9 protein-coding genes and 1 pseudogene are annotated in these 20,820 nt (G+C 67.2%); 5 read left to right on the top strand and 5 right to left on the bottom strand.

Translation table 11 applies throughout. The features are described from left to right. Positions 1 to 238 precede the first annotated feature (238 nt). Positions 239 to 712, top strand: a pseudogene (locus ACGFQC_RS14265) (ISAzo13 family transposase); the annotation flags it as partial. 114 nt (positions 713 to 826) lie between these two features. After that, positions 827 to 1,153 (top strand): 3'-5' exonuclease, encoded by a 327-nt coding sequence (locus ACGFQC_RS14260; RefSeq protein ID WP_393288223.1) that lies wholly within the window; start codon positions 827 to 829, stop codon positions 1,151 to 1,153. 26 nt (positions 1,154 to 1,179) lie between these two features. Here ACGFQC_RS14260 and ACGFQC_RS14255 read toward each other — a convergent pair whose 3' ends face one another. Next, a complete protein-coding gene (locus ACGFQC_RS14255; protein WP_363087770.1) occupies positions 1,180 to 1,917 on the bottom strand; it encodes a hypothetical protein in 738 nt (245 codons plus the stop codon). 186 nt (positions 1,918 to 2,103) lie between these two features. Between ACGFQC_RS14255 and ACGFQC_RS14250 the strand changes: the two genes are divergently transcribed. From ACGFQC_RS14250 to ACGFQC_RS14240, 3 genes are all read left to right on the top strand, one after another. Next, positions 2,104 to 5,139 (top strand): hypothetical protein, encoded by a 3,036-nt coding sequence (locus ACGFQC_RS14250; RefSeq protein ID WP_363087771.1) that lies wholly within the window; start codon positions 2,104 to 2,106, stop codon positions 5,137 to 5,139. Positions 5,140 to 5,228: 89 nt separating this feature from the next. Continuing rightward, positions 5,229 to 9,926 (top strand): DEAD/DEAH box helicase, encoded by a 4,698-nt coding sequence (locus ACGFQC_RS14245; protein WP_363087772.1) that lies wholly within the window; start codon positions 5,229 to 5,231, stop codon positions 9,924 to 9,926. A 437-nt stretch (positions 9,927 to 10,363) separates the two neighbouring features. Continuing rightward, positions 10,364 to 11,476, top strand: a complete 1,113-nt coding sequence (locus ACGFQC_RS14240; protein ID WP_363088054.1) for a tyrosine-type recombinase/integrase — start codon at positions 10,364 to 10,366, stop codon at positions 11,474 to 11,476. A 269-nt stretch (positions 11,477 to 11,745) separates the two neighbouring features. On the opposite strand, the gene ACGFQC_RS14235 is transcribed toward ACGFQC_RS14240, so the two are convergent. The 4 genes from ACGFQC_RS14235 to ACGFQC_RS14220 form a co-directional block, all read right to left on the bottom strand. Further along, complete coding sequence (locus ACGFQC_RS14235; protein ID WP_363087773.1) at positions 11,746 to 13,185, bottom strand: HNH endonuclease; 1,440 nt, start codon at positions 13,183 to 13,185, stop codon at positions 11,746 to 11,748. Positions 13,186 to 13,289: 104 nt separating this feature from the next. Then, positions 13,290 to 14,927, bottom strand: a complete 1,638-nt coding sequence (locus ACGFQC_RS14230; RefSeq protein ID WP_363087774.1) for a UvrD-helicase domain-containing protein — start codon at positions 14,925 to 14,927, stop codon at positions 13,290 to 13,292. Next, on the bottom strand, positions 14,915 to 16,918 hold the full coding sequence (locus ACGFQC_RS14225; protein WP_363087775.1) for an AAA family ATPase: 2,004 nt from the start codon (positions 16,916 to 16,918) through the stop codon (positions 14,915 to 14,917). The genes ACGFQC_RS14230 and ACGFQC_RS14225 overlap by 13 nt, the downstream gene beginning before the upstream one ends. A 277-nt stretch (positions 16,919 to 17,195) precedes the next feature. Then, positions 17,196 to 20,360 (bottom strand): DEAD/DEAH box helicase family protein, encoded by a 3,165-nt coding sequence (locus tag ACGFQC_RS14220; protein ID WP_363087776.1) that lies wholly within the window; start codon positions 20,358 to 20,360, stop codon positions 17,196 to 17,198. Positions 20,361 to 20,820: the final 460 nt, after the last annotated feature.

The raw sequence follows: 20,820 nt of genomic DNA, 5'->3' as shown, positions 1-20,820 counted from the left end.
CTGCCAGCAGAAGCGACGCCATCCGGCCGTGGTGGTGCAGCAACCCGGGGGTGAGCCCTGGGAAGTGGCGTACGGGTTCCCGCCTGACCCGGGCGTCTGGCCCGGCGTCGGAGTGAGTGTCTGGATGTGAGAACGGCCACCGGTTGATCTCTGAGACGCCGAAACCAGCGCTGCCGCACCCACTGAAGTCGTAAGGAATCAACCTGTTGCTTCAGCGGCGATGGCTCGTTGATCTGGTATGGCGATCACCGAGGCAACGCTGTCCCGACTCCCCTGCTTTTTCTCGGTGTTGTTGCCTCATCTGGACGAGCGGCAACGGCGTCTGGCGGTGGCGGCCGAGGCGAGGCTGCTTGGTCACGGCGGGGTGCGAGCCGCCGCCAGGGCGGCCGGGATGAGCGAGACCACCGTGCGCCGGGGTGTCGGGGAACTGGAGTCCGGCGCCGGACCGCTGCCCGGCGGGCGGACTCGCGTCGCGGGCGGAGGCCGCAAGCAGGCCGAAACGGTCGCTCCGGGCCTGATTGATGCGCTGATGACTCTGGTCGAGCCTGATGAACGCGGCGATCCGGAATCCCCGCTGCGTTGGACGACGAAGTCGCTGCGGCACTTGGCCGAGGAACTGGGCAGGCAGGGCTATCCGGTCTCCGCGCCGACGGTGGGGCGACTGCTGAAGGGCCGCAGTGGACGACTGCGCGTCAACTACCGCTCCACCGAGGAGATCCTGCGCTGGTCCCGCTCCCTCCTCGACAGCGAACCCGTTGCCGACCTGACCGGTGACGGCCACGACACCCTCACCGGCTACCGCTCCCTGCTGCATAGCGCCCACCCGGTGTGCGAGGGGCACGGGACGGAGAACGAGGAGGCCGACGCCGTCGTCCGGCAGGTGCGCGACGGCGAACCCGACAGCGCGGTCGGGGTGCGGGTGTCGACCCTGCACAGCATGAAGGGACTGGAATACCAGTGCGTCGCCGTCGCCGGGGCCACCGCGAGTGCCTTCCCGTTCCCTCCGGCCGTCACCCCCGCTGACGTGGACGGCCTCCAGAACGCCACCGACCTGGCGGCCGAACGCTGCCTGCTCTTCGTGGCCTGCACCCGGGCCCGGGAGGCGCTGTACGTGTCGTCCAGCGGGCGGCCCAGTGAATTCCTGCCGAGGTGAGGGTGCGACGCGGAATTCGAGGCGGCTCAGCGCGGGTTGCCGTGGTACTTGTCGGCCTCGATCCGGTGACGCCGAGGCGTGGCCGCGATCTCACGGCCTTCGTGCAGGACCCGGAACCACCTGTCTTCCAGCAGGACGGTGACGATCTTCCCGGAGAACTCCGCGAGGGTACCGATCGTCTGCCCGTCCACCCTGATCTGCCCCATGAAGTTGACTTTTCGGTGCGTATGAGGGGGGTCGGAGCAGAGCGCGGATGGACACGCCAGAATGTCGGCCGACGGTGGCGAAGCCTTGACGGGGGCAGTCGGAAAGCGGAACCGGGCTGTTGCGGGCTTGGGCGTCGGAGGCGCGGCGGATGCGGTCTCCGGGCGTAGTGCTCGTATCGTCAGGGCTGCCAGGTCCAGTCGACTGTCCGGGGTCAGCGCGATGCTGAAGCGCGGACCGGGCGTTTTCTGGACCGGTACGGCGGTGAGTGGCCCCACGACGGTGGGTGCCTCGCTCGGACGCGGTGCGGGAGTCGGATGGTCCGGCCGGGACGGTGCCACCGGACCACCGGCCGGGATACCGAACAAGGCTTCCACGGAGGCGGGGAGCGCGACCCCCTCCCGAGCGGCCCGGCCCAGCACCTCGACGAGCGCGTCCCTGTCCGCACCGACCAGCAGTCGACGCAGGGCAACCAGCGTCAGGGTCCTCTCAGGCCCCGCCGCCGTCAGAAGTTCGGTGTACAGCGCGGCGGACGCTCCGGCCTTGACGTCTGGCGTCATCGACGTACCCCCATGGGCTGAACAGCAGTGCAACGAACACTCTCGTATTGGACCACTCGCCACTGACAACGTGACAGCCGGAGCCGCACGCGGAGTCTGTGCGGCTTTGACGTGAAGGAATGGTAAAAAGATAAACATCAGCTGGTCCAGACTGCGAGGAAGTACGGCCCGGTCGGGGAGGGAAACATGCTGGTGGATCCCGCGCAGCTGCTGGACGACTGCGAACGGGCGTGGCGCGAGGCTGGGGAGCCGTCGGCCGTCGGCCCCGCCGAATCCGTCGTGTGGCGGACCACGCTTGTCCTGGAGGCGCTCGTGGCTTACACGCTGTTCGCCCAGCGGTCCGGTCGGCGAAGGACAACCGTGTTCGCGCGCTGGCCGGCCTGTACGGTCCACGCCGTGGCACTCGGCGCGTGGAGGGAAGTCCCCGATCTTGCGCAACTGTTGTCCGAAGCGCGGGAGCGTGTCATCGAGGCCCGTCCCGAACTGGGCCGCCGTCGCGCCGACCCGAAAGCAGCGACGACCACCGAGGTCTGGATCACGGCAGCCCAGGAGGCGGCTCGTTCACTGGGCTGGACGTGGCGCCCGCCAGCCACCGCGCACCTTGCGGACATTCCTCCGCCCGCCCTCGCCGCCCGGGGAGCCACGGTCCCTCCGGAACTCCGCCTCGGCCCCGGCGCGGGCAGCGTCCTGCTGACCCTGCCCGGCAGCCCGGATACGGCCACCTGGCAGCTGGCTGCCGACGGTGAGTCGTTCGCCGTGTCACCGCCACACTGGGTTCTGCCCGGCCCCGTGCGCCGCGTCGAGGCCACCGACCCGGCCGGCACCGTCCACGCGTCGGCCGTCGTCGACCCGGACACCGTCCTGCTGGCCTTCGCCGCCGACGGTCATCGCATCCCCCTCGACGAGCCGCTGCCCGCCACCGAGGTCCACCTGCTGCACGTGGGCACCCTGGAGACGGAGGGCACGCAGGCCGCGGTCGTCGAACTGCCCACCCCGTACGGCTGGAGCGGGTGGACCCTGAGCCAGGTGTCCCTGGCCGACGTGACCCGGCTCCGTACCTCCGAAGCCGCGCCGGGCAGGTGGCTGGAGGTGGCCGTCGGGCGGTCGTTCGGCTGGGAAGGGGGCGCGATGCTGCCCTGGCTCGCCGGTGAGGACGGAGCGCCGGTGTGGAACCGGCCGCCCGTGCTGCGGCTCCGGCGCCGGCCGGGGGAGCCGGGGGCACAGCACTGGCAGGTGGAGGTGCGCCGCCTCGGCCACGAGGCGATCCTGGCCTGCCGCACCGGTGCGCCCGGCGCCCTCCTCGACCCCTGGGAGCACGTTCCCGGCCCACTGCTCGGCCCGTACGAGATCCTCGTTCACCGCCCTGGGCGGCAGCGGGGCCGACGCCGTCTCACCGCTTTCCTGGCTGAAGGCGTCGAGGCCACGCCCTCGGCCGAGTGGCGCCTGTTGGCCCCACAGGGCGGACTGGTGCCGACGCGACTGGACCTCCGTAGCGGTGGACCGGTCGCCGTCTCCAGGAGCGCGGTCGAGTTCGCCCCGTACGAGACCACCAGGGACCTCGTCCTGCGCGACGGTACAAGCGGGTTCCGAGTCCAGGCGCTCGTCCCGTACTCCGAGGTCCGCCTGGAACTCGACGGCAGTCCTCTTCCCTGGTCGATCCGGCCGCTCGACATCGACGCGGCCGACCTGGTGCGGGACAGCGCCCTGACCGTGCGCCTGCCCGAGCAGGCGGTGGCCGTGACCCCCGAACTGGTGCTTGTGGTCGAGGGAACGACCCTGGTCAGCCTGCGGCCGGAACGGCGCACCCGGACCCGCAAGGGCGACCTGCGCTACTCCCTGGCCGCCCTGACGGACACCGTCCGCGACTGCACAAAGGCCGAACTGCGGCTGCTGGTCGCGGGGCAGGACGTCCACGTCGGCACCGTCCGCACCCAGCCCATCGCGGAGGACGTCGTACCGGACGGCACCGGACTGCTGCTGCGCGGGCTGCGCCACACCGGCGAGCTGACCGCTCGGCTCTACCAGGTCCTTGCCCCGTGGCAGCAGCCGCTGAGCGTGCCGGTCGACGGCAGCGGTCGTATCCCGCTGTCCGCCGCCTGGCGGTCGGCCGGCCCGCTCGTCGTCGGCCTGCATGCTGGGGCCCACATGGCCGACGCCGCACCGGCCTGGCCCCACCTGCGTGACCGCGACACCCTGGTGCTGCGCCGTTCCCCCTGGACGTCCTCGGTCGTCGACGGCACGGCCGCGGCCCGGACCACGGAGTACCTGGGCGGGCGGGGAACACTGCCGCGAGGCACCGACGCCGTTCCGTACCAGTGGATCGTGGCCGCTCGCGGCCGGGACCTGCAGGCATGTGGGGCGAGGGAGACCGCACCGGCAGAGTGCCTGCTGGCGCTGGGGGAGGCCGGGCCCGATGCCCTCCTGGGAGCGGCCGACAGCTCCCTGCGCTCCGGCGAGCTGGCCGCCGCGCTGGTGGGCAGTGGCCTGGCCGCCCTGCGCATCCGGGAGGTGACGGATCCGGCCGCGGTCCGCCCCGTCTGGCGGCGAGCGCCCCTGTGCGCGCTGCTGCTCACGGCACCGCTGCTGCCCTACCTGTCCGGCGACCCGGCCTACGGGATCGACGAGCTGTATCCGGAGGAGAAGGAACTCCTGGACGAGGTGGGAGAGTTCCTGGGAAGCGCCGGTACGGCAATCCTGTCCGGGCAGGGCGACCCCAGCCGCGCGGTGGGTCGGTTCGACGCCCACGCACGAGCCCTGAACGAGCTTTCCGAGATCCAGCAGCAGGCCGTGTGGCGCACGGCGGGTGTCGTACCGCGCGGACTTCTGGACATCGACACCCGGACCGCAGCCGCCTGGCAGGCGTTCCGTGACCGGCGCACCCTTCAGTACCACGCCGTGCGTGAGGAGTGCGGGGAATGGCTGACGGCCGTCGAGAACTTCCTCGGCGACGGACACCCCCTCCTGGTCACGGCGTTCCGCGACCGGGGGCCGGGTTCGCTGCGCGACCCCGGTGAAGCGTGGATGCGGGTGCCCCAGTTCTCGCTGGGATGCACGCTGATCGCCCGACTCGCCGCAGCGGGAAACCCTCGGGCCGTCAAACTGGAGCGGGGGCTGCGGTCGTTGTGGGCGTCCGTGGCCGTCCACACGCCCGACCTCACCGCCGTCGACCTGGCCCTCGCGGAGTGCCTGGTCACCGCAGAGACCGTGCAGGCCACCGGCTGAGCCCGGCCGGAGACAGCCGTACCGGCTTTCATCCTTCGGTCACCGCCCCGTCACACCCGCCCCGCCCGCAGCAGACCCGGAGTCAGCCCGTGCACAGTCTCGACCCGCTCGCCACGTCCGCACTGATCAGCGACACCTACCGCCGCTATCTGCGGTCGCTGCTGCCCCTGCGGGAACCCCGCCTGGCCGAGGCTCTCGCCCAGGCCATCGACACCAGCCCGCTGCTCACCAAGGGCCCCCTGCTGGAGGTCACCCCCGCCTACGCGCCGGGCGCCACCCTGAACGAACTCATCGGCGAAGGCGTACTGGACCCGGCGTTCCGGCAGCTGACGGGGCCTGCCCTGCCCGCCGACCGCCCCCTGTACCGGCACCAGGAGCAGGCACTGCGCAAGGCCGCGGCCGGACGCAACCTGGTCGTCGCCACCGGCACGGGTTCCGGCAAGACCGAGAGCTTCCTGCTGCCCATTCTCAACGCGCTCGCCGCCGAACACGCGCGCGGCACCCTCAGCCCCGGCGTCCGCGCTCTCCTGCTGTACCCCATGAACGCGCTGGCCAACGACCAGATGAAGCGCCTGCGCCGACTGCTCGCCGCAGCCCCCCACATCACCTTCGGCCGCTACACGGGTGACACCAAGGACGACCCGCGCAGGGCCGCCGACACCTTCGAGCAGCTCAATCCCGGCGAACCACGCCTGCCCAACGAACTGCTCAGCCGCCGCGAGATGCGCGCCGCCCCGCCCCACCTCCTGCTCACCAACTACGCCATGCTGGAGTACCTGCTGCTCCGCCCCCAGGACATGGACCTCTTCGAAGGGGACCACGCGGGCGGCTGGAAGTTCATCGTCGTCGACGAGGCCCACGTCTACGACGGGGCACGCGGCGCCGAACTGGCCATGCTGCTGCGCCGGCTGAAGGACCGGGTGGGCCAAGGGCGCGACACCCAGGCCATCGCCACCAGCGCCACCGTCGGCGCGGAGGAGAACCCCGCCGCCGTCACCGCCTTCGCCCAGGCCCTCTTCGACGTCCCCTTCCACTGGGACGCCGACGACCCCGCCGCACAGGACCTCGTCACCGCGACACGGGTGGCCACGCCCGACGGCCCGCACTGGGGACCGCTGCCGACCACCGAGTACCTGCGTCTGGCCGCCGCAGCCGACCCCGGCCCCGAGATCGTCTCGGCCGCACGCATGCACGGGCTGCCCGCCGCCACCACCCCGGCCGCCGCCCTCGCCGCCGAAGCCGGCACCGCCGCTCTGCGCCGAGCCCTCGCCGAGGGACCCCGGCCCGTGCGTGACATCGCACAGGCCGTCTTCCCCGGCGATCCTGTGGGACCGACCGCCCTCACCGCGCTCATCCAGCTCGCGAGTCAAGTGACGGACACCGACGGTGCCCCCGTTCTCTCCGCCCGCTACCACCTCTTCGCACGGGCCACAGAAGGCGCGTTCACCTGCCTCGCCCCGGACGGTCCCCACCTCGACCTGGCCCGCCACGAAGTCTGCCCGCACTGCGCACGGCCCTCTTTTGAGCTGGGTGCCTGCCGTCGCTGCGGTGCCGTGCACCTGCACGGCACCGTGGACGGCCATGGAGCGCGAACCCGCCTGGTCCACCGCAAGTCTCCTGACAGACCGCACACTTGGCTGCTCCTGGACGGGGGAGACTCGGGCGTCGGTGTCGACGAGGACGACGAAACCCTCGGCGAGAGCGCCAAGGGCGGACTCAGCGAACGCAGGCTGTGCACCCGTTGCGCCGCCGTGCACCCCGCCGGAACGGCGACCTGCACGGCGGACGACTGTCAGGGGACCGAACTGCGCCGCGTCCACCAGCTCGACACCCACGAGGGAACCCCGGCCTCCTGCCTCTCCTGCGGCGCCCGCGGCCACGGCATGATCCGTCTCTTCGAGACGGGCAACGAGGCCGCTGCTTCGGTCCTCGGCACCGCCCTCTACCAGGCCCTGCCCCCGGCGACCGACGGACCCGCCGCCGCGTTGCCCGGACGTGGCCGCAAGCTGCTGTTCTTCAGCGACAGCCGCCAGGCCGCCGCCTACTTCGCCCCCTACTTCGAGGGGTCCTACACCCGTATCCAGCACCGGCGCCTGATGACCCAGGCCGCTCTGAAGGGCTGCCCCGATCCCGACGAGCCGCTGCACATCGACGACCTCGTCGCCCACACCATTCGCGCCGCCGACCGCGCCGGCGTCTTCCGCCGCAACGACTCCCGTCAGGCCAAGCAGCGCGAGGTCGCCCTGTGGGTGATGCAGGAGGTGCTCAGCGTCGACGACCGCCAGTCGCTCGAAGGCCTCGGACTGCTCCGGGTCGACCTCGACCGCGAGCCCTTCTGGCAGCCGCCCGCCGCGCTCACCTCCCTCGGCCTGACCGACGACGAGGCCTGGTGGCTGGTGCAGGAGCTGCTGCGCACCGTGCGTAACCAGGGCGCGCTCACCATGCCCGAGGAGGTCGACGCGGGCGACGAGGCGTTCGCCCCGCGCCGCGGGCCCGTCTGGGTCCGCTCCAAGGGGTCCGACGCCAAACGCAAGGTGATCAGCTGGCTGCCCAGTGTCGCGGGCGTCTCCAACCGGCGCGTCGACTACCTGGAGCGGGTGCTCGACGCCCTCGGGCACCAGGGTGATCGGCGCGGGACCGCCCTGGAGATCCTGGGTCGGCTGTGGACCGACCTCACCACCGGACACCTCCTCGACTGGATGAAGGGGGAGAACCAGTCCGGCATCGGCGCGGTCCGCCGGCTCGACCACACCTGGCTGCGTCTGCGACCCGTCACCAAGGACGGCGAGCCGCTCCACGCCTGCGACCGCTGCCGCCGTGTCGTCGCCGTGTCCGTACGTGAGGTGTGTCCCACCCTGCGCTGCACCGGCCGCCTCGAGGAGTACAAGCCGGCCACCGAGACGGACGGCCACCTCCGCCGCCTCTACCGCACCTTCGACCCCGTTCCGCTGCGCGCCCAGGAACACACGGCCCAGTGGACCGGTGAGAAGGCGGCCGAGATCCAGGGCGAGTTCGTCCGCGGGCAGGTCAACGCCCTCTCCTGCTCAACCACGTTCGAGCTCGGCGTCGACGTGGGCGAACTGCAGGCCGTCGTCCTGCGGAACATGCCGCCCTCCACCGCCAACTACGTGCAGCGGGCCGGACGCGCAGGCCGGCGCGCGGACTCCGCCGCGCTCGTCCTCACCTACGCCCAACGACGCCCCCACGACCTCGCACGGTTCGCGGAACCCCACCAGATGATCGCCGGAGAGGTCCGGGCCCCGATCGTCCCCGTCGACAACGTCCGGATCGACCGCCGCCACGCCCACTCGATCGCCCTCGCCGCGTTCTTCCGTGCCATGAAGGAGGAACGGGGCCGCATCTGGCGTAAGGCGGGAGAGTTCTTCCTCCCCGACGACACCACCGGCGAGACCGCGGCCCACATCGTGCGCGACTGGCTCACGCCCGTCCCGGAGAGCGTGGCGGCCTCGATCCGCCGTGTGCTTCCCGCAAGCGTCCAGGACGAGATCGATGTGGAGTCGGGCTCCTGGGTCGGTGAACTGGACCGGTTGCTGCGGGCGGCGGGGCAGATCCTCGACCAGGACGTCACCGCTTACAGTGAACGACGCGACCAGGCGGTGGCCGCCCGCAAGTACCGGCTGGCGGACATGTACGAGAAGGTCATCCGCAACCTGACGCACCGTGACCTGCTCGGTGTCCTGGCCAACCGCAACGTCCTGCCCAAGTACGGCTTCCCCGTGGACACCGTCGAACTGCGCATCCCGCAGGACAGCGGCGCCGTATCGGGGCAGCTCGAACTCACCCGCGACCTCAGTGCCGCCGTCCACGAGTACGCGCCGGGAGCCGAGATCGTGGCGGGCGGCCGTCTGTGGGCGTCCGCGGGCGTCTACCGCCTGCCCGACCGTGAACTGGTCAGCCGTTACTACACCGTGTGCGACGCCTGTGGCCGTTACGGTGAGGCCACCGAGCCCGTCGATCCCACCTGCACCGCCTGCGGCACGCTGTCCACCTCCGCGCCGCGCCGCTACGTCGAGCCGGTCTACGGCTTCGTCGCCGCACGCGGACCCCAGCGCAGCCCGGGACAGACACCGCCGCGCCGCTCCTGGTACGGCGACGTCCACATGTCCACCGACACCGCGGACGTCCACGAGGGAACCACCGTCTTCACCTCCGGACACACCACGGCCTGGTCGGCGGGTGCCCGGGGTGAGATGGTCGTCGTCTCGGAAGGGCCGGGCGGCGCCGGGTACGAGATCTGCGACTGGTGCGGCTGGGGCCGTCCGCACGCGCGAGCGGCATCCCGGGGCGCGGCACACCCCCATCTGCTGAAGGACGCGCAGTGCACCGGACCGCTCCGGGTCGTCTCCCTCGCGCACCGGTACCAGACGGACTTCCTGCAGATCCACCTCGATGCGCTCACCGCCCTCAGCGCGACGCAGGAAACCCTCCGTTCCGGTCTCTACGCACTGCTGGAAGGCGCGGCCACCCACCTGGAGATCAGCAGGGACGACATCGACGGCACGGTCCACACCGGAACCGACGGCATGCCGTCGCTGCTGCTCTTCGACACCACGCCGGGCGGCGCGGGCAACACGATCCGTATCGGCGAGCATCTCGTAGCCGTCGTCGAAGCGGCGGCTGCCCGGATGGGCGGCTGTGAATGCGGTCCCGAGAGCAGCTGCTACGCATGCCTGCGGACCTTCCGCAACGAGCGCTTCCATGAGTTGCTGAGTCGCGGTGAAGCCGTCGTACTACTGGATGCCCTGGCTGGCAGAAGCATGAACTGAATGGTAAGCAGGCGCTTGCCTTGCGCACTCTTATTGTAATCGGAACCGAGTGAGTGGAGCGGTCCCCTCCTGGCCTGATCATTCATCATGAAGTCAGCAACGGGTCAGTGTGAATCCCGGAACACCTGGCGACAGCTGACCGAACATGCGAATGGTTGTACGCTGCGGAGACCGCCCTTGACCTGCAGAAGCAGGCAGGGAGCAGACAAGTCGGGAGTTTTTCCGTGTTGCGTACAATGTTCAAGTCCAAGATCTACTATCTGGACATTTGCGCAGGTCAGAGGCATGATGAGACCGCTCAGGTCAGCAAATGGTCAGCATCGGACGCGGGGGCGTCCTGACTCGCTGACCTGACGGCCGCCATGGCGGGGCCTGGGCGCGAATGTCCGGTTCTCGTTTGGAGGTTGCGTCTCTTGGCTCGTCAGCTCGCCCGGGGAATGGGGTCGTTCTTCAAGGACTGCGGCTGTGCCCGGCCGTCCCGGTGTCCGCATCCGTACACGATCCGTTTCCGGAACGGGCTGGGAAAGCAGTCCGAGGAGAGCGGCTTCGGCACGCAGGACGATGCGATCGAGCGCCTGACGCAGATCTACACGGAGAAAAAGCGTACGGCGCCATCTGTGGCAGAGGCGCGTCGCGAGCTGGGGCAGAAGACGGTGACGGAATATGCGAAGGAGTGGCGGTCCCGGCAGCGAAAGATGACCGAGTACTCCACGGGCGAGCACGTTGACAGCTCCCTCAACGTGCACATCTTTCCGCGCCTGGGTTCCCGGAAGCTGAATACCGTCACGCCGCTCGTGGTGGAGCGTTTCCTGGAAACATTGGAGGCGGACGGTGTCGGCCGAGGGAACCAGGTCAATATATTTCGCATCCTGAAGACGATTCTGCGGGACGCCTTTGACAAGGGGGCGATGGCGGACGACCCGGTGAAGGGGGTACAGGAGCCGGAGTACGTTCGGGAGAAGGTGGTCATTCCGTCCTTGGAGTATGTGAAGCAGGCGCTGGCGGTCGCGGGTGACGATCTCGCCATGGAGATCGTCATGATGGCGGGGTGCGGGCTGCGCAATGGTGAGGCCCGGGCGGTAAACATCAACAACGTGGTGGCCGACGATGTGTACCGGGTGCACGAGCAGATCCACTCCAACACGCACCGGCCGGCAAAGCTCAAGCACCGCAAGGTAGGGGACTTCCGGGAGGTTCCGCTGCCCCGCTCGGTACGGGAGGCGATCGAACGATACAAGGAGAAGCACGGCACTACGCGGGAAGGCTATCTGCTGCGAGGGCCGAGCGGATACTACACAGAACCGATGGAACGCCGGCGCGTTCACGCGCTCTTCGACAAACTGCCGGAGATGGACAGGATGGGGATGTACGGCTTTCGGCACTACTTCGCGTCCAACGCACTCGGCAACGGCATACCGATCACGGACGTGGCGGAGTGGATGGGGCACAAGTCGATCGAGGAGACGTATCGCACCTACCGGCACCTGATGCCGGGCAGTATCACCAAGGCCGCGCGCATCCTTGACGCCGGTCTCTGGGAAACGGCGTGACAGTCGCTGGCGGAGTGGGCCCCATTCGGTTGTTCCGGAACTGGATCTGCCGGTCTCAGGAGGGGTCGTGCAGGCTCGCCGGAACTGGATGGTAGAGGAGGCGAGGACGCAGTCCCAGCGTGCTGACTTGCTGGACATTGCTCCGGGGCGCGGTGTGGAGTCGGGTGAACTCTTTAATCATATCTCGCGGGAAGGAAGTAGAAAATCCGGATATTCTGAGAGCTCGACCGAGCCCGCGCGTGTCAGGGCTGTGCAATCAATGGGTGGGCCTATTCGTGCCAGCGCCGTCGGTGATGGCGGATGAACCGGACGTCTATCCGATGCCAGCGGTGCACGTTTAGCTGGCCCAGGTGTGTCCCGGTCACAGTGTCGATGATTCGCAGGTCATCGGTCAGGGCGCGCGCCCCGAAGTCGAAGAGAACGTGACAGTTCGGGCACAGACAGAGAAGGTTCTCCACCGTGTCGGGACCGCCGTCGCCCCGGGCTCGGATGTGTGCTCCCTCGCTGTACCGGTTGAGGGGCGCGGGCAGTACAAGTACCTCTCCGCACATCTGGCATCGGTCCTCATACCACTGTTTGAGTAGCTTGGTGGAGCTGACGTTGCGTCGGGAAGCCGGGAGAATCGGGTTTTCGGAACCGGAGGCGGAGCGATACGGCGACGCGCCGTCCGGGTAAAACGGCGGCGCAGTGCCCTCAGGACCCGTGACCCCGAACACTGCACCATTCAGGCGCGTGACAACAGGCAGGACTTTCTCCAGGCGCACCGCGTTCAGTTGCAACGTGTCAAGGATAGAACGGCGGACAAGCGACCATGCGGCGTCGATGTGCCTGCCATGGATCGCCGTGCACTCGGTCGCAGCAAGAGTGCCGGCAATGCGTGATACGTGATCGCCCGTCCGCACGAAGAAGCCGGCCTCGTGCTCGGGGAGCACAGCGAACCAGACGTTTTCTGCTTCTCGGATAGCGTCCCACTTCGCTCCCGCACGAGGCGTACAGGTCAAGACGAACTTAGTTTGAAAGGCCCAGGTGTAGGCATCCGCGAGCAGCTGTTGCCAGTCCTTCTCCGGTGCGCCGGAGGCGTCGGGGTCCGCCTCGAGGGTTGCTAGGCGACTGAAGTGCAGAGTCCTGGAGTAGGTCGCGGCATCGGTGGAGCGAAAGGTCTTCCACTCATCAAGTGACACCTCCCAGAGCACGCCGACGTGCGGTGGGGCTGGTGCGCCATAGAGTCGATTGCGCCGCTTGCCGCGTGAAGGAAGCCGGTCCTGGCCATCCCACGCTCTGCGCAGGTGCGCTTCGAGCGAGAGGGAGATGGTGGGCCTGCCGCGACTTTGGCGGAAGGGACTGCCGGTCAGCAGAAGAGTGGAGACGGCCCTGCCCATTCTTCCGGCCCTCCGAGTGGTGTGTCCGGCGGAGCCGAATAGCTGCACGTCAGATACGTCGTGATGTGTCAGCAGTGGGGCTGGAGCTTGCAGGACAGGGCGCAAGACGTCTTGTAGCGGGGGCAGGCCATGTCCGTTGGATTCGACGAAGGTGGTCCATACGGACAAGGGTGCACTGGGCCACATGCTGAGCGAGACGGCCGGAGCGATGGCTGCGGACCACCAGCTCACCGCGGCGGCGTACACGTCTGATGGATCCGTTCCCGCTGGCCGGGCCAATTGCTGGGCCATGTGGCCCAGCGGCCCGCTGTAGATGATGTCTTCGTCCATCGCAGCCCCCGGTTCACTCCTGCGTAAGGGTCCGCCCAATGGCAGCGGGGCTGCGCTACAGGGGCCGGAGTCCGGAATGTGTAACTGGTCTAGCTGGTGCGCATTCACGGGTGGATGGTGCCTGACTCGAACCAGGCGTGAAGGGTGGGCTCAGCTCCGTCCGGGAGATCGTCAATGAATACCACGGCCAGGCCGCGCTGGGCTCGGGAGCAGCAGACGTAGAACAGGTTGCGTGACCGTTCGGTACGGTCGGGTTTGTCGGTGCCGGCGAGCATTTTGCCGATGCTGTACCTGTTCCAGGCGCGGTCGTCGACCACTACGACGACGTTTTCGAATTCGTCACCCTTGACACCGTGTTGGGTAGAGAACGGGGTGAGCTCATCGATGAAGTGGGTGACGCTGATGACTTCACGGTAGGACACGGTGCGGAGGTTGTTGGAGAAGTCCGCCCGTCGCTGGTCGCGCTCGTCCAGGTTCGTTGTGGATCTCCGACGCTCCAGGTCCTTGAGCTTTCCCGGCAGGGCGAGGAGATGGCCGTCGGCCATCAGATCGAGCACTTCGCCGATGGTGCCGGTGCTGCGTACAGCGTCGAGCGCACGGATCGCGTCACTGATGGCGCGTTTGTGTGCGTGACGGGTGATCCGTGTCCGTCCCTCGCCCAGCAGGTTGGTCAGCTCGGCGAAGTCATTGGTGTGAAACGCGGTGCTGACGGCCTCGATGCGGGTGAGGTACTGGATGTACGGCTCGTTGCGGGCCATGAGGTCGTCGGGACCGTAGCGGCCCAGCTTTCGGTACTGCTCCAAGAGGTTGGCGTACTCCAGGGTGCCAGCTATCCCGCGGTGGGTGAGGAGTAGGTACTTACAGTTCTCCCGTGTCCAACCGTTCCGCGCGAGTGTTGCTTCGGCGGCGGTGAGTCGCTCATGGCCGGCCGGGATGCTGCTGTTGAGGAACAGGTGGATCTCGCCGGTCTGCTGCTTGCCGACGGCGTCCTGGGGGAGATCGGGACGCATCCGGTTGAGCACCTCGACGACGGGAGGCGAGCAGCGGTAGTTCTCGTGCTTGGTGAGCTCGGTGAGAAGGCCGGGCCGTTTTACCGCTCCGACTCCGGACTCGTAGATCTTCTGCATGGAGTCGCCGAAGAGACCGACCACGCATTTCTCGCGGCCCGCGCCTGCCAGGTGGTCCAGCAGCAGCTGGATGGTCTTGGGCGAGGTGTCCTGGTACTCGTCGACGAAAATGACCGGGTACTTGCTGGTGATGATGCGTATGAGCTTGGGGTGGGCCGTGACGAGACGGAGTGACAGCGCGATGACGTCGTCGTGGGAGATGCGCCCCTCGTGCAGCCTGCGCCCACGGTCGGAATACTCGATGACGGGAGGATCAGTAACGTCATCAAGGTCTTCAGGTTTGGACAGGTCCTTGTTGTAGTCGATGATCTGCTGCCAGAGTTCACGCTGGTACGGCTGGATGACACTCCACAGGAATTCGTGGATGGTACCGACATCGACGAGCGGATCTGCGGCGATGCGTTCGTGGATCTTCTTCTTGGCGACGTTGGTATAGGTGATGCAGGCGATCCTCCGACCGTGTGCCTCCAGGTCTGCGCGGTGGTGGGTCAGGAGGTGCCGCAGGGCGCGCACCAATGTGGTCGTCTTGCCAGCGCCGGCCCCTGCTTCGACGAGGAAGCTGCGCCGGGCCTCCAGCTCGGTGGCGACGGCTTCGAGGGTGTCTAGGCGAGCCACTGCAGTCCTTCGGCGATGTAGCGGGGAACGGCCCAGTCCTCCAAGAGCATGACGTCGAAGGCGAAGTCCGTCTTGTGGTCACTGAGTCGCTGTGCGATGTCGTAGGCCTTGGCTTCGATCTCGTCGGCAGTGGGGTCTGCCCCGACCTCCTTGACGAAGGCCACCTTCAGGGCGAGCTGGCGGAAGTCCCGCGCGAGGGGTCCCGCGTTGGCGATGATGAAGGCATCTTCGAAGCTTCGCGCGCAGGCTCCCGAATCTGTCTCCGGGATCTGGTAGGCGACGCGGACATGGCCCTGCTCCTTGTCGGCCGGGCCGGTGGCGAGCAGCTCGGCGATGCTGGACTTGGCGGGCAGCCAATGTTTGAGCGTCGAGTTCGAGGTGACCGTCTGCCCCTGGCCGGGTGGGCAGGCTTTGCGGTGCTTGGGGCACACGGAGTCGATGTCGGTGATGACGAGCGTCTTGACGTTCAGGAAGGCGAGCAGTTCCCGGAAGCGGACGGCGTAGGCGTCGCCGACCTCGATGACCGATACGTACTGGTGCAGAAGCCCCTTGGCGCAGCGCCGGACCATTTCCGGCAGGATCAGCCGTTCCGCGGTGCCCTCGATCAGGATCACCTTGTCGGCGAAGAACATGTCACACCGGTGCAAGACCATGTACTGGCGCAGGAAGCGCAGGGTCTCGTCGCCCTGCGGGGTGGCCTTCACGTTGGCCTCGAAGGTCGAGAGGTCCTTGACCGTGAGCTGCGGCTCGGAACGGTCGAAGTAGCGCACCGTGTGGAAGCCGCTGCTGGCGACGATGTGGGAGGAGTGCGTGGTGATGATCACCTGCACCTTCCAGCCCGTCTTACGGTCGATGAAGTCCTGGATGTTCTTGATGAACGTCTCCTGCATCTGGGGATGCAGATGGGCTTCGGGCTCCTCGATGAACAGCACCTGCAGCGCCGGTTTGGGTGTGGTGCGCTCGTAGGTCTGGTGAAAGCTGATGACCTGCAGGATCGTGAAGATCAGCTTGCTGTAGCCCAGCCCGTTGTGACCTTCGGGAAGATGGAAGTCGTCGTCCCCGGACGGGTATTGGATGCGGGTACTGCCGCGCAGGATGCCAGAAGCTTCGATGAGGGAGACGATGCGGGGCTTCTGGACTGGGGTGATGGTGCCCACCCCGAAGGTACGCAGGTCCTCGAAGATCGGGTCGAACAGCATGGCGTAGTTGTCGTCGAGCTGCTGAGAGGCGGACGCTAGAGCGGTCTCGATCTGCTCGATGCTCTGGTGACGGTCCTCCTGCCCGCTGTTGACCTTGTAGTAGGCCTCGAACGTCTTCGACAATGTGCGGGCCTTGTCGCCCGGCGTGTCATCCATCTTGGTCTGCGCGTAGACGAACTTGACCGACAGGATGGATTCGGCGGCGCCACGCTTGATCTCCTTGCGGACGTTCTCGTGCAAGGGGCTGACCGCGCGATAGGCCGCGGCGAAGTAGTCCGAGAAGTTCTTGCGCAGCCACTTGACGCGATCGAACTGCTCCCGCTGGCTGGCCGACCAGAAGTCCTTGAGGAAGTCGTGCGGGCGGGCCACCTCCAGCGCCGCCTCGATCTTGGCCTCGAAGCACGTGTCGTCCAGGTCGAGGATCACGCCCGTGAGCGGCGCGAGGTCGTCGTCCTCCGTGTACTGGATGGTGAGGACCAACCGGATGGCTGGGACGAGATCGTACGCCTTGGCCAGCAGGTCCTCGCTCGTCGTGGAGTCGCCACGGCCAGCATGCGACTGAGCCTCGCCGAAGATCTGCCGCGCTTGCTCGATGTCGGCGATACGGCAAGTGGAGAAGTCCTCCAGGACGAACCTCGTGTCCTCCTCACCGAAGAACTTCTCGAAGAGATTGACGAACGACGTCTTGCCGCTGTTGTTGCGCCCGACGATGAGGGTGGCCTTCGGATCAATCCGGACGTCCACTCTCTCGAGGGCGCGAAAGTTGATCACTTCGGCATGCGTCAGCTGCATCTCACTCCCGATCTTGTCCCCACCCCAGCTCCCGGGAGGGCACCTGTGTGCCTGCCGAGAGTCAGAGCAGTATCTGATATGGAAGGGGTAGAGATGCCTACTTGACTCAAAGTGGTCAGAGGTGTGACGAGTTACGTCTGTTTGAGTCGTTGCTGATCAGTCTCTGTCTGTTGATCCCGCGCGAGGAGCGTGGTGATGAAATGGCATGTGCAGGATTGCCAACCCAGCTCGGTCGTGCTCGTGCGGATGCGACAGGGGGTCGGCCCGTCGAATGAGTTCAGGCGCTGCAGTACACGGTGAACGTGCCCCGGGTGAGGGCGTGGACGTAGGTTTCGGCGCCGGCCAGCAGCCGTAGGTGTTCCTCGGTGCATGCAGATGCGGACAGTCCGGGCTGGGCGAGTACGGTGTGGAGGCGCGGCCGCAACTGCGGGGCGAGTTCACGGATCCGGTAGAGCTCTTCGATGCTGCCGACCTCGAAGGGTGAGACTCCGGTGCGTGCCCGGAAGTTCCTGGCGCGTCGGTCTAGATGGTTCAGGAGCGGGCCCAGGTGGTCCTGCCGCCACTTTGCACTGCGGACGGCCTGGCCGCACAGTTCGTACAAGTCGGCCACCCGGCCTCCGGGGGTCGGCTCGGAGGAGTACTTGCAGTGCACCAGGGTGACGACGAGTTCGTCGCCGTCGATCCCTATTCCGACCAGGTCGGCTGCTTCGCGAGCGCGGTCGTCGTCGATGAGGACGTCGAACTCCTGAGACTGCTGCAGGTGGGCGGAGATGTAGGCCTGGATGGAATCGGGTTCACGCTTGGCAGTCTGCGACTCCTTCTGGATGTCTACCCCGGTCCAATCGAGCACGGTCAGTCGTCTGCGGTCGAAGGGGGCGAGGTCTTTACGAGGGGCTAGCAGCCGGTCCTCGGCAGTGATCATCTTGTCGCCCGCCAGGAACAGAGTGGGCTTGTTCCGATTGATCCAGTCCTCAAGCGAATACTCGTGGATTCCCGAGCGGACACGCCCGTCCAGCTCGTCGGGAGTGTAGGTCAGTCCGTTGTCGGTGAAATTGGCGCTGTAGGCGATCTGCCAGGCAGGAGTGGTCAGGTGGATCAGGAAGGGGCCGGTGGGGGAGTGATCTGCCACTTCCAGGGCGACGTCGACGGCGGGGTACGCGGTGCCGGCGTGGGAGATCTGAGGGCCGGGCCCGTTGCCGGTGAACAGCGGCCAAGGCCATTCGGCAGCGATGAGTACGCCTTCGGGGCGTTCGGTGAGGTCCTCGGGGAGGATGAACCCTTCCATGACGCTGGCCAGGTCGATGCTGGTGTCGGTGAGCTTGGCCCCCTGCTCGTCACACCAGTCGGTCCAGGCCTTGAGGTTGGGGGCGGTCTGCATCGACCAGAACCGTCCTGACAAGGCGGCGCTGATGGTGGTCTTCTCCCCGTTGCGGAATCCGGAGGCGGCGATGTGGGTCTGGCTCTTGCCCTGACGGTCGGCGGTGGTCAGCGCCTCGTAGACGTCGCTTCCCACGTGCATGGAGAACCGGTTGAAGTGGTCCCGTGAATCCAGCAGGCCCACGTTGGTGGGGATCAGGCGCTCCATGTGGCCCAGCACCCTGAAGGTCGGCATGCCGGTGACTGGCCGGGATGCCACGCCCAAGACGGCCTGGGCGAGTTCCTGGTAGTCACTGGTGTTGTTCGAGCCGTGGATGTAGAGCAGGCCTCGAGCACGGCTGAAGTACATGACGATCAGCTCGTAGGTGACCTGCTCCAGGGCCTGCGGGGCTCCCCAGCGGACTTCGCTGCGGGTCTCCACCACGAACCAGGCAACAGTGGACGTGGTGTTGACCGCGATGGTGCTGTCCAGGACCCGTCCTTCGCTGTAGACCTCCAATGCCCGTTCGGGAGTCCAGGTGTGGCCGGGAGCATGGTGAGCGATGGCGCTCATCTTGGGTTCCAGAACTGCGACGGACACCTCTTCCGGCGCATCGGTGAAGGACGCCTCGAAGTCGCTGATCTCCTCCACGCTCGCCGTGGCCCGTTCGGTGATGTCATGCAGGATAGTGTCCCAGTCGGCGTCCTCGCGCAGCAGTTCACGCAGTGGTGACAGCGCTACCGACGGATCACGGGCCACGAACACCGAGGCCGTTCCGATCGTCGAGCCTGCGGAAGTGGCACGGGTGAATCGCCCGATGAACTGGATCATCGGGCTGAGGCTCTTCTTCACGTCATGTAGTGCGGCGATCTTCAAGGCTGGCAAATCGAAGCCTTCACCGAGCATGTCGACGCAGACCACGATCCGGCACGACCGATCTGTCAGAGCGGCAAGCGCCGTACGCCGTGCTCTGGCCGACACCTTCTCGTGCAGAACGGTCGGATTCATGTCCGGCGCGAGCGCCTGATAGAGTTCGCCGAGTTCTTTGGCCCGCGCGATGCTTCTCGCCCGAACCATCGCGATGTGATCGAGCCCTGCCGCCTGGTCCTGGCGCAGCTGTCCCACCGCCAGCTGCGCGAGTTCTCGGTCAGTGCCCTCCAGGCTGAGCACGGCCCGGTAGTTGATCGGGGTGAAGTACCCGTCCCGTTGGGCCTCCCGCAGCGGGAACCGAAAGATTGTCCGCCCGGGCACAGGACGCCCGTCCTCTCTGAACGGAGTGGCGGTGAACAGCAGGACACGCCGGTCGGCGAAGGTATCGACAATGCGCGACCAGCTGGGTGCCGGCGCGTGATGGGCCTCGTCGACCACCAGGTGAGTGAACGCGGCCAGCAGGGTGTCGAGAGATTCCGACTCACAGGCCTGAAGGGCGTGTGGGGTGGTGACTACCACGTTGCAGGCGGAGGCGAATGCCGCAGCATCGGCTGCGTCGTGGAAGCCGTGCTGGAGTTTGCCCACTACAGGCCGCATCACGCCCGGGGTGACGATCTGGTGTGTATGCAGGATGCCTAGCGACTCGAACTTCGCAGCAATTTGATCACGCAGCGCCGAGGTTGGAACCGGCACCAGCAGACGCTCGGGTCGGGCGGCCACGAGCAGCGCGAGCATCGTCTCTGTTTTGCCTGTTCCGGTGGGCATCACCACGATTCCCGGAGCGGTTACTCCGGAGGCCCAGTAGCCGATCACCGAGTGCAGGGCACCGATCTGGGGACGTCGTAGCGCGTGCGGTTCGGTGTGGTCGCGGAACCCGATGCCGTCAACGAACGAGGCAAGCACTGTCTGCGGCGGGCGAAGTACCGTGTCGCCGACCCATCCCACACGCCCGCTCGTTCTGACGGTGGGTATGACAGCCGTCAGCTGCTCTGGCTCTCCGCCTCCGGCGCGGATCGCCGGCCATCTGCCCTGTTCGCTCGTTACCTGTAGTCCGGTGGCTGCCTCCAGTACATCCAAGGTGCCTGACGGCACCAGTAGTTGGCGCACCGTATTGCGGCCGAAGACGATTTGTCGGGCCCACACATTGCTGGTCACGACGTGCACACGTGCTCCTGTTCCTTACCCGTCGGGACTGGTAGCTCAGTCGCCCCAGCGCCCAATCCGACTACCACGCCCCTCACGGAACGCCAGTAGGGATTCAACCGATATACACCCATGAGTCGACTACCGCACCCCAAATGCCGGGTGACCTGCTCCAGGGCTCAGTGGGATTGGGCCCTGGCCGGGTGCCGCGGAGACGTCGCCGCTTCCGCGCGGACGAGGGAAGTCGCCGCCCTCTGCATGTAGAAACGCTGTACCGCGTTGCGATTAGAACGCTCGGCCGACCATCCTTGAGGAAGCAGCGATGCCTTCGCCGCTCGGCCGGAAGGTGGGGTCTCCGAGGGCGTTGATGGCGGTCGGCGGGATCAGGAGCCCCCGTCGACCGTCGTGCTCCGGGTTGTGCGCCCGAATGTCAGTGGTCACCCGTATCGTCGGCATCAGTACGTTCAGGGGC

Origin of the sequence: Streptomyces sp. NPDC048734, assembly GCF_043198675.1 — a bacterium.
Lineage (GTDB): Bacteria > Actinomycetota > Actinomycetes > Streptomycetales > Streptomycetaceae > Streptomyces.
Note: the sequence above shows the minus strand (reverse complement) of the source record. Positions and strands in the feature narration are given on the sequence as shown.

Coding starts and splice junctions, on each gene's coding strand:
- ACGFQC_RS14255 (WP_363087770.1), bottom strand. CDS start 1,917: ATGACGCCAGACGTCAAGGCCGGAGCGTCCGCCGCGCTGTACACCGAA.
- ACGFQC_RS14250 (WP_363087771.1), top strand. CDS start 2,104: ATGCTGGTGGATCCCGCGCAGCTGCTGGACGACTGCGAACGGGCGTGG.
- ACGFQC_RS14240 (WP_363088054.1), top strand. CDS start 10,364: ATGGGGTCGTTCTTCAAGGACTGCGGCTGTGCCCGGCCGTCCCGGTGT.
- ACGFQC_RS14235 (WP_363087773.1), bottom strand. CDS start 13,185: ATGGACGAAGACATCATCTACAGCGGGCCGCTGGGCCACATGGCCCAG.
- ACGFQC_RS14225 (WP_363087775.1), bottom strand. CDS start 16,918: ATGCAGCTGACGCATGCCGAAGTGATCAACTTTCGCGCCCTCGAGAGA.